The 9205-nt window shown below is 60.0% G+C and carries 9 protein-coding genes; 6 read left to right on the top strand and 3 right to left on the bottom strand.

Annotation, left to right across the window (positions count from 1 at the left end):
• Positions 1–958: 958 nt before the first annotated feature.
• The 3 genes from QZ326_RS09180 to QZ326_RS09170 form a co-directional block, all read right to left on the bottom strand.
• Positions 959–1759 (bottom strand): hypothetical protein, encoded by an 801-nt coding sequence (locus QZ326_RS09180; protein WP_295744281.1) that lies wholly within the window; start codon positions 1757–1759, stop codon positions 959–961.
• A gap of 12 nt (positions 1760–1771) precedes the next feature.
• Positions 1772–2641: a polysaccharide deacetylase family protein gene (locus QZ326_RS09175; protein ID WP_295744278.1), complete on the bottom strand. Its 870-nt coding sequence runs from the start codon at positions 2639–2641 to the stop codon at positions 1772–1774.
• 360 nt (positions 2642–3001) lie between these two features.
• Positions 3002–3898: a helix-turn-helix domain-containing protein gene (locus tag QZ326_RS09170; protein WP_295744275.1), complete on the bottom strand. Its 897-nt coding sequence runs from the start codon at positions 3896–3898 to the stop codon at positions 3002–3004.
• Positions 3899–4139: 241 nt separating this feature from the next.
• Here QZ326_RS09170 and QZ326_RS09165 point away from each other — a divergent pair, with 241 nt between their 5' ends.
• The 6 genes from QZ326_RS09165 (at position 4140) to QZ326_RS09140 (ending at position 8972) form a co-directional block, all read left to right on the top strand.
• The gene (locus QZ326_RS09165) at positions 4140–4373 is read left to right on the top strand and encodes an AbrB/MazE/SpoVT family DNA-binding domain-containing protein (protein WP_295744272.1); all 234 of its coding nucleotides are present in this window, start codon (positions 4140–4142) and stop codon (positions 4371–4373) included.
• Positions 4360–4989 (top strand): L-2-amino-thiazoline-4-carboxylic acid hydrolase, encoded by a 630-nt coding sequence (locus tag QZ326_RS09160; RefSeq protein ID WP_295744269.1) that lies wholly within the window; start codon positions 4360–4362, stop codon positions 4987–4989. Before QZ326_RS09165 ends, QZ326_RS09160 begins: the two co-directional genes overlap by 14 nt.
• Entirely contained in the window at positions 4986–6527 is a 1542-nt protein-coding gene (locus QZ326_RS09155) for an NAD(P)H-hydrate dehydratase (protein ID WP_295744266.1), read from the top strand. Before QZ326_RS09160 ends, QZ326_RS09155 begins: the two co-directional genes overlap by 4 nt.
• A 62-nt stretch (positions 6528–6589) precedes the next feature.
• A complete protein-coding gene (locus tag QZ326_RS09150) occupies positions 6590–7210 on the top strand; it encodes a hypothetical protein (protein WP_295744263.1) in 621 nt (206 codons plus the stop codon).
• A gap of 47 nt (positions 7211–7257) precedes the next feature.
• Entirely contained in the window at positions 7258–8427 is a 1170-nt protein-coding gene (gene alr / locus QZ326_RS09145; protein WP_295744260.1) for an alanine racemase, read from the top strand.
• Positions 8428–8603: 176 nt separating this feature from the next.
• A complete protein-coding gene (locus QZ326_RS09140) occupies positions 8604–8972 on the top strand; it encodes a type II toxin-antitoxin system PemK/MazF family toxin (RefSeq protein ID WP_295744258.1) in 369 nt (122 codons plus the stop codon).
• Positions 8973–9205: the final 233 nt, after the last annotated feature.

Below are 9205 nucleotides of genomic sequence, written 5' to 3'. Positions count from 1 at the left end.
ACCACCGAGATCTACACTCTTTCCCTACACGACGCTCTTCCGATCTGCCGCAGTTCCGGAGCACCCTGGGGTGGACCATGCCGGCGCCCAGGATTTCGATCCAGCCCTCGCCCTTGCAGGTGGGGCAGCCCTTTCCGCCGCACTTGTAGCACTGGATGTCCACCTCGCAGCTGGGCTCGGTGAAGGGAAAATGGTGAGGCCGGAAGCGGGTGACGGTCTCGGGGCCGTAAATCTCCCGGATGACAGCGTTCAGCGTCCCCTTCAAATCCGCCATGGTGATGCCCTTGTCTACCACCAGGCCCTCGATCTGGTGGAACATGGGGGAGTGGGTGGAGTCCACCTCGTCCTTGCGGTACACCCGTCCGGCGGAGATCATGCGGATGGGCACGCCGTAGGTCTCCATGGCCCGGATCTGCATGGGGGAGGTCTGAGACCGCAGCAGGACGGAGGAGTCCTCCTTCAAATAGAAGGTATCGGTCCAGTCCCGAGAGGGGTGGTTCTCCGGGGCGTTGAGCTTGGTGAAGTTGTAGTCCGCCTGTTCGATCTCCGGGCCGTCCATGATCTCAAAGCCCATGTTCAAAAAGATCTCCTTCATCTCGTCCAGCACGGAGTACATGGGGTGCTTGTGTCCCTGAACGGGCTTTTTGCCGGGAATGGTGACATCCACGGCCTCCAGCTTCAGCCGGGCCTCCAGGGCCTTCTGGGAGAGGGCGGCGGACTGGGCCTCGATGGCCTCCTCCAGACGGGCGCGGACATCGTTTGCCATCTGTCCCATAGCGGGGCGCTCCTCGGCGGAGAGCTTGCCCATCTGTTTGAGGACTGCGGTGAGCTCGCCCTTTTTGCCCAGGTACTTCACCCGGAGGGACTCCAGGTCCGCCACGGCCTGGGTTGCGGCGATGGCCTCCAGCGCGCCTTTGCGAATGGCTTCCAGTTGTGCTTTCATATGCGTTTAACTCCTTTACTTGGATGTGGATTGCTGCTTTACAGGCGGCAGGAACCGCCAGCGCAGAGAATAGGCTGAAATTTTAGTGCCGGGGTACGAGGCTTCATCCTCACAAAATCCGTCGCAGAAGAACACAGACCCGTCCCGGAAGCGGAGGGTGGCTTCCTCCAGACAGGAGAAGCAGTCCTCGTTAGCGGGGCGGAGGTCCAATCCCTCTACGCCCTCAAATGCCATTTCGAGGGGCGGCGCCCAGTCGCTGTGGAAGCGCATGGTCACCTGGCGGATATAATCGGCGACCCGCATACTGCCGTCTGGAAGCTGTTCCGAGCCGCTGGTATAGCGGAGGTCCACCAGAACGGAATCGTGAAAGTCATGGTAGCTCCGCAGCAGCGTCTCCGCTTCCTCCTGAGAGAGCACATAGCTCCAGCCGGGAAGGAGGGAGGAGACAGGTGGAAAAAACGTCTCCGAAAGAGGAACAGCTTCCCCGCGCAGCAGGCGGCGCAGCGCGTCCTTGTCCTCCCAGACCCAGGGGAAGCCCCGGAATGCGGTCCACTTGTCCTCGGGCAGGTGCTTGGGAAAGTCCGGGAAATCGGAGATGCTTCCATTGGTCAGGGTGATCCAGTCCTCTGGAAAGTCCGGGTCAATGAGGTGGATTTGGGAGTAATAGGAATTTCCCTCCCGGCGGCGCTTGTCTGCCAGAAACAGACGTCCCTCCCGCATGATGAGATACCGCTCAAAGATACCGCTGTACAAAGCGGCGTACAGCTCTGAATGGAAATACGTCCGGGACGCTTCATCGTAAACCCGTACCCGCATAACGCATCTCCTTCACGAAAGACCAAAGAAATCCTTGATTTTGGCCTTGACCACGGTTTTCAGCGGCGGGTTCAGAATGCTGTCCAGGCTCTTGTTCATGGTGACGGTCTGCCGGGGCAGGTCATACAGACCGTCGGAGAGGTCCGCTGTTTTGGGCAGCGTCACCGCCGTGACAGGAAACAGCTCCTGAATCAGCTTATCAGCGTCCGGCTCTGTCAGGCCGAAGGGATAGGCGAAGAAGATGGGGGGCTGTTCCAGCTTCTCCGCGATCAGGTCGTAGCTCAGCTGGATGTCGTCCAGTACCCGAGTTTGAAACGCCTCGTCAGTCTCTTCGGGTTTCCGCTGGACGCCGTTGGTGCCCTCCGGGTCAAAGCTTCCGCCCCGCTCATCCAGGTTATGGAGGAGATAGGTGTGGGAGCCGATCTCAATGAGGCCGGAGTCTATCATCTCCCGGCACATGGCCCAGGTGACGAAGTCGCTGGCGGCGTGGTCCTGCATATAGACCATGACAGAGATGACCACCTTGGCCTCAAACTCTTGAAAGATGGGAAAGGCCAGGTTGTAGTTGCTGCGGTAGCCGTCGTCAAAAGTGATGAGGACGGGCTTTTCCGGCAGGGGCTCTCCCGCCGCCAGCTCCCGGGGCAGGACGGTGGTATAGCCGTTGTCCTGAAGCCACTGGAGATCCTCCCGCAGGCGGGAGGCGGTGATGGTCATGTCGTTGCACTCCTGGCCGTCCTCCACTACATGGTGGTACATCAGGACGGGCAGCTTTTGGCCGTCATAGGGATTGTCCGCATTACCGGAGGATTGGCAGCCTGCCAGTGAAAACAGCACAGCCAGAGTTAGGAGAAGGGCGAGAATTCTTTTCCATAGGGATTGCAAAGGAATTTCCTTCTTTCTATAAAATTAAAGGTTGCCTCAGGCATAAAAAATACCCCTCGCCCCAACACCTGGGACGAAAGGCAAACCCTCCGCGGTACCACCCGGATTCGCGCCTGACGGCGCGCGCTCTGGCCCCTGTAACGGAGGGCGGCCGGCCGTGTCTCCACGGCGGCTCCCGGGCGAACCAAACGGCGCGGCGCGGACCGGCTCACAGCCGACGGCCAGTCCTCTCTGAGCGCTGCGGAATCCATTATTTTCCCGTTCATCGCTGATTTCAACTATCACTTATACCATAGAAATTAAAAAAATGCAAGAGGAAAATCCCCATTCCGCCGGAATGGGGCGGAATGGGAGAATTTGTCAATCATTGCCCTTGTAGGGATCCAAAATCACGGCCACCACGCCGCACAGGATGCCCGCCACGGCGAAAATCCACCAGGCGGTGCGCCACAGGTCCCGGGTCAGTCCCAGCCCCACATATACCGCTGTGGCCAGTAGCATCATGGCGGCCTGAATGGTGCCGATCAGATTCAGTCTCTGTCTGGCCTCCGGGGTGGGATTGTTGTCCCGGTTATATTTGGCGATGTTATACTTATCGTCGTTGATTCCCGCGTAAATGAAGCAGGTTACCGCTCCGGCAACGATAAGGAGGAAGAGGGCTATTCCGTAGGATTCATAGGGCTCCTGCTCCGGGAAGACGAAGAAAAACAGCAGCAAAAGCGCCACAGCGAAGAGAATGGCCCCCACGCCACCGGAGATGTACCAGACGAATTTCTGGTGGAAGGCGTCCTTTTGCTCCTGGGTATAGAAGTCGGTAATGACGGGATAGCGTTTGCAGAAGATATCATGCTGGATGCCGCTGGCCACAATGGCCACCACACAGACTGCGATCACCAGCAGCAAAAATGCGCCGCTCAACATCTCCGACACACCCCGGGCCTCCAGCAGGCCGCACAGGCCCACACCCGCGATGATGCTGCCGGTGGCGAAGGCGATCCTTTTGGCAAAACGGGTCATGAACTGGTCGTACCGGGCAGTATCCTCCACCCGGCTTTCCTCCACGCTGCCCCGGAGAAGGGTGTCCAAATTCACGTCGTACAAATCACAAATGCGCAGCAGAGTATCCATCTCGGGAAAGCTCTGACCGCCCTCCCACTTGCTAACGGACTGGCGGGAGACGTCTAATTGCTCTGCCAGCTGCTCTTGGGTGACGCCGGCCTGGGCGCGGATGAACTGCAGGTTTTCAGAAAATGCCATGGGAAAAATCCTCCTTGTGTTTGATGCTCTCAGCGTACCGGAGCGGAGACCGCAACGCCAGCGATTTCGTGTTGCGTTTGGGGAAAATCGTGTAAACTTTGGGTTGCGCTTACCATTTTACCAGCTTTTTTGCCTGCAAAGAAGTGCTGGATGAAAAATTTCCTTGACTTTTCCTGTACAATCAACTAGAATTCATTTTTATATGAAAAGTATGATTTATATGCAACGGAGGATGGGGTACATGGAGGTTCCAAAGGGACATTACATTTTCGGCACGGTAAAGGTGGGCGAGCGGGGACAAATTGTCATTCCAAAGGAGGCGAGAGAAGTGTTCCAGATCCGTGCGGGGGACACCATGATCGTTCTTGGGGATGAAAAATGGGGAATTGCCGTCACAAAGGCGGACGTACTGGAGCGGCACGCCAAGGAGGTTTTCCAGAAGATTTCAGGGGGTGGAGCAGATGACGCTGGCTGAAACGGCGCTCTCCTTTCTGGAAGAGGACTGTCTCCGTTTTTTTAAGTCAGAAGGGGCGAAGGTTTTCCAGCAGACAGAGGCCCGTTATCAGGACCTTCTGCGCGGCGAAGATGAACCGGACAGCGCCGCCATTCAGGAGCATTTGCGGCGGAACCTGTTTCCGGCCATGGCGTTCTACCAGACGTTGCGAGAGCGGGAAATTTCTCAGGAGAAGGCGCTGGAATATGTAAGGAGAGAGACGCGCCGGGCGGCGGAGAGCAAGCGGGAGCGAATGCGGAAGCTGGCGGGCTTCCCTTTCACGTACCGTCTTTACAGGATGACCGTCAAGCGATATATGAAAAAATTCTTTCCGGAAGAGGGATGGCGGACGGAGTGGGTCCGGTGGGACGGGCAGGAGATTCATTTTAATCTGCACCGCTGTATCTATTGGGATCTGACAAACGCCTATGGTTGTCCGGAGCTGTGCTGCGTCTACTGTGAAAATGACGGCATTGCTTTTTCCGGACTGCTGCCGAAGATCCGTTTTGAACGCTCCGGGACATTGGGCGGCGGCGCGCAGTACTGTGACTTCCATTTTTTGAATACGGCCTGCAGAGAAAGGGAGGAGACACAATGAAGCTTGCGGCATCGGCTCAGATGAGGGAACTGGACAGGCGGGCGATTCAGGAGCGGGGGATTCCCTCCATAGATCTGATGGAGCGGGCGGCGGCGGGTGTGGCGGAGGCCGCGCTGGATCTGCTGTCCGTCCAGCCCGGAAAGGCCCGGGCCTCCGTGCTGTGCGGCGCGGGGAACAACGGCGGGGACGGCATCGCCGCCGCTCGGCTGCTGTTTTTGAAGGGGGTCCAGGTTCGGGTGTTTTTGACGGGCCGCTATGAGCGGCTGACGGCCGACGCCCTGGAGGAAACCCGGCGGCTCTCAGACTGCGGCATAGAGCTGGAGCCCTTTGACCCCGGCAGTCAGGACCAGGCAGAGTGGATCACTGCCAGCCATGTGCTGGTGGACGCGATGTTCGGTGTGGGCCTCTCCCGGGAGATCGCCCCGGATTCCGCCGCTGCGGCTGCCGTCTGCCTGATGAACCAAAGCCGGGGCAGGGTGGTGGCTGCGGACATCGCCTCCGGAGTAGAGGCGGACACGGGGAGGGTTCTGGGCTGTGCTGTAAAAGCTGACAGGACAGTTACCTTTACACTACCTAAAATCGGCCAATTTGCGGGGGATGGCGTTCTGTGTTCCGGCCGGGTAGAGGTTCGGGAAATCGGCATTCCGCCGGACCTGGTCCGCCGGACCGCCTGCATGGTGATGACGGTGGAGCGGGAGTATGTCCAAGAGGCGCTGCCGCCGCGGAAGCCTGACGGCCATAAGGGGGATTTTGGCAAGCTCCTGATCGTGGGCGGCGCGGTGGGTTACACTGGTGCGCCGTATCTCGCCGCCTCGGCGGCGGTGCGGTCCGGCTGCGGGCTGGTGTATCTGGGTGTGCCGGACAGCATCTGGGAGATCGAGGCGTCCCGGTGCGGCTCCGCCATGCCGTTCCCCCTGGCGGATAGGGGCGGGAGCCTCCGGGGAACGGCCCTTCCGGCTATTCTGGAAAAGCTGGAGGGCTGTGACGTGCTGGCCATTGGCCCAGGGTTGGGCCGGAATGAGGATACCGCCCGCTTGGTGCGGGAGATTCTGGAGCGGACGGAAAAGCCGGTGGTGCTGGACGCCGATGGCATAAACGCCCTAGAGGGGCATATAAATACTTTGGACGCCCGGCGGGACAGGGTTACGATTCTGACGCCCCATGACGGAGAGTTTGCCCGCGTTGGAGGGGAGCTCTCTGCCGGCAGGACGGAGGCGGCCCGGCGTTTTGCCCTCCGGCACGGATGTACGCTGGTGCTGAAGGGACACCGGACTGTGACAGCCACACAGGCGGGTACTGTGCTGGTGAATACCAACGGCAGTTCCGGCCTTGCCAAGGGCGGCAGCGGCGACGTGCTCACAGGGATCATCGGCTCTCTTCTGGCCCAGGGAGCCGCGCCGGTCCGGGCGGCGGCGGGGGGCGTGTGGATTCACGGCCGGGCCGGTGATTTGGCGGCGGAACGCCTGACAGCGTACTGCATGACGCCGGATGACGTGATTGCAGCCCTGCCGGCGGTTTTTCAGGAACTGGCCCTGTAGGGGCAAAAATCTGCTGTTTGTCTTTTGGGGCGGTCAGAACATATTGAAAAGGAGGATATCCGGTGCGCACACGGTTTTGCGTACCAATGATGGCCTTTGTTTTGCTGCTGACGGCCTGCGCCGGCGGCGGGACGGGGGAGAAGGAGACGGTGGATATGCGCCAGCGATACCACGACATGACAGGCTGTATCATGGAGGCGGCCGTGACCTGTACACAGGAGGGGCTGGAGTGGGAGGCTTTGCTGCGGTGTGACTACACACCGGATGGCGAGAGCACCGTGGAGGTGCTGGAGCCGGAGTCCATCGCCGGGGTTAAAGCGGTGCTCAGCGGCAGCGATTGGCGGATTGAGTATGAGGATGCCTGTCTGAACGCCGGGCCTCTCGGCAGTGAGGAGGTCAGCCCCGCGGCCTGTCTGCCCCGGCTGATGAACGCCCTGCGGGATGGATGGCTGCTGGAGGAGAATCAGGAGGACTGGAATGAGACGCCCTGCCTGCGGCTCAGTGTGGATCAGAGCGGCCTTCAGGACGGGAAGATCGTCTCCACCGTCTGGCTGCGGCAGGAGGATGGGACGCCGCTTCGGGGAGAGATCGCTGTGGATGGAGAAATCATTTTAACAGCGGACTTTACGAGCTTTGCTTTTTGTGATACAATAGAGCACACAGAACAGAACGGAGCGGTCTGAGCCTGTTCCGGTTCTGCGAAAGAGACACTTGAAGGTGGCCCTGCAAAATGGATGACACGATTTTAAGAAGGACTTGGGCGGAGATTGACCTGGATGCCCTGGCCCATAACTACCGCCAGGCCCGGAACCTCATCGGTTCCGGCGTCAAGTATTTGGGTGTGGTGAAGGCGGACGCCTACGGCCACGGAGCGGTACAGGCCGCCGCCCAGCTGGAGCGGCTGGGAACGGACTATCTGGCGGTCTCCAGTCTGGATGAGGCCCGGGAGCTGCGCCAGGGGGGTATTCTGGCCCCCATCCTGATTCTGGGCCATACGCCGCCGGAGATGGTGCCCCAGCTGATTGCACACAATATTACCCAGGCGGTTTCCGCCCAGGTCAAGGCGGAGGAGTACAGCGCCGCCGCCTCTGCCTGCGGTGGAGTGTTACGGGTACACATCAAGGTGGATACCGGAATGTCCCGTCTGGGCTTTCTGGTGCGGGACGGGCATTTTGAAGGCGGCGTTGAGGCCATTGCCCGCTCCTGTGCCCTGCCCAATCTGGAGGCGGAGGGGATTTTCACACACTTCTCCGTGTCTGACGAGGACGGCGGGGACAGCGAGACCTACACCCGGGAACAGTTCGGTGTTTTTATCCGGGTGCTGGAGGCCCTGGCGAAAGAGGGAAGGACCTTTGCTATCCGCCACTGCGCCAACAGCGGCGCTTTGGCCCGGTATCCGGAGATGTATCTGGACATGGTCCGGCCCGGCATTGCCCTGTACGGCGCGGGAGCGGACCGGGAGCGGCTGGGCCTGCGGCCGGTGATGACGCTGAAATCCAGCGTCTCCACCATCAAGGTCTTTGATCCGGGGACGGATATCAGCTACGGCAGGACTTTCCGCACCGGGGGAAGGACCCGGGTGGGGGTGCTTCCCATCGGTTATGCGGACGGGTTCTTTCGGGGACTCTCCGGCCGCATGGCGGTTCAGACGGCCTCCGGCCCTGCTCCGGTCCTGGGGCGGATCTGCATGGACATGACCATGGTGGATCTCACCGGCCTGCCGGAGGTCCGCGTGGGCGATGAGGTGGAGATCTTCGGCAGGAATCAGCCGGCGGACGAGCTGGCAGCAGTGCTGGGGACCATCCCCTATGAGCTGACCTGCGCCGTCAGCAAACGGGTGCCCCGGCTGTACATCCGGGGAGGTGAAGTGGTGGAGCGGAGCTTGCGGCTGCAGCTTTGAAAGCGGATAGAGTATACACTCCGGCCCTGTCCCCCGCATAGGATACTGCGGGGCGGAGACGCCGGAATTTTACCTGTGGAACAGCGTATAAATTCCGGGACTGCGTGGGAGAATGAAAGTGGCCTCACCGAAGAGCTTTCGGTGACGGGTACTTCTTTCGGCGGAGTGTGAACTTTGTGGATACGAATGTCAAACGCGGCGATATTTATTATGCCGATCTCTCCCCGGTGGTGGGCAGCGAACAGGGCGGTGTCCGGCCGGTTCTGATCATCCAGAACGACACCGGAAACCGTTACAGCCCCACTGTGATCGCGGCGGCCATTACCTCTCAGACGGGCAAGGCCCGGCTGCCGACACATATCGATCTTCCCGTGGACCAGAGCTGCGGCCTGAGCCGGGACTCCGTAGTCCTGCTGGAGCAGGTGCGGACCTTGGACAAAAGGCGGCTGCGGGAGCGCATGGGTCATGTGGAGGAACATGTGATGGAAAAAGTTGATACGGCCATCGCGGTGAGTTTTGGACTGCCGCACGACCAGTTGGTGTGAATTGCCGGTCCTCCCGGAGGAGGTCCACTTTTCCGGGAGGACGGTTGTACAAAGGAGGTACATAATGAAAAACAGAAACCGGTTTTTACGGCTGGCTGCAGCGGTGGCCCTGTGCGGTGTGCTGGTGACCACGGCGTTTGCGGCGGAGGCCGGATCCGCTCAGGACCCCCTGGTGACGCTGAGCTACCTGAACGAGACGTTTATGAACACCATTATGGCCCGGGTGGACGAGA

It is taken from the genome of uncultured Oscillibacter sp. (genome assembly GCF_910587525.1).
GTDB lineage: Bacteria > Bacillota > Clostridia > Oscillospirales > Oscillospiraceae > Oscillibacter.
Note: the sequence above shows the minus strand (reverse complement) of the source record. Positions and strands in the feature narration are given on the sequence as shown.